The 268-nt window shown below is 53.4% G+C and carries 1 protein-coding gene; it reads right to left on the reverse strand.

What is annotated here, in order from left to right; translation table 11 throughout:
• On the reverse strand, positions 1 to 268 hold a 268-nt coding region (locus tag SB775_RS30070; protein ID WP_410864909.1), incomplete at both ends, for a methylenetetrahydrofolate reductase.

Here is a 268-nt window from a genome sequence, read left to right on the forward strand (position 1 = left end):
GTATGGCCGTGTCAAGCAGTTCCTTGGCGATCGCTATCCCTTCTTTGCGCGCTTCGGCTCCCTGCACCTTCTTCATCCGCTCCAACGCCTCTGCGGACAGCTTGATTCCAGGTACTTCGTTGTGGAGGAACTCCGCATTTCTTTGGCTCGTCAGCGGCATGATTCCGATAAAAACAGGAATACCGATGTGCTTGGTCGACTCATATACCAGCTTGATCGACTCTGCATCGTAAACAGGCTGCGTCATGATATAGTCGGCTCCTGCCTC

Source organism: Peribacillus sp. SIMBA_075 (genome assembly GCF_046534585.1).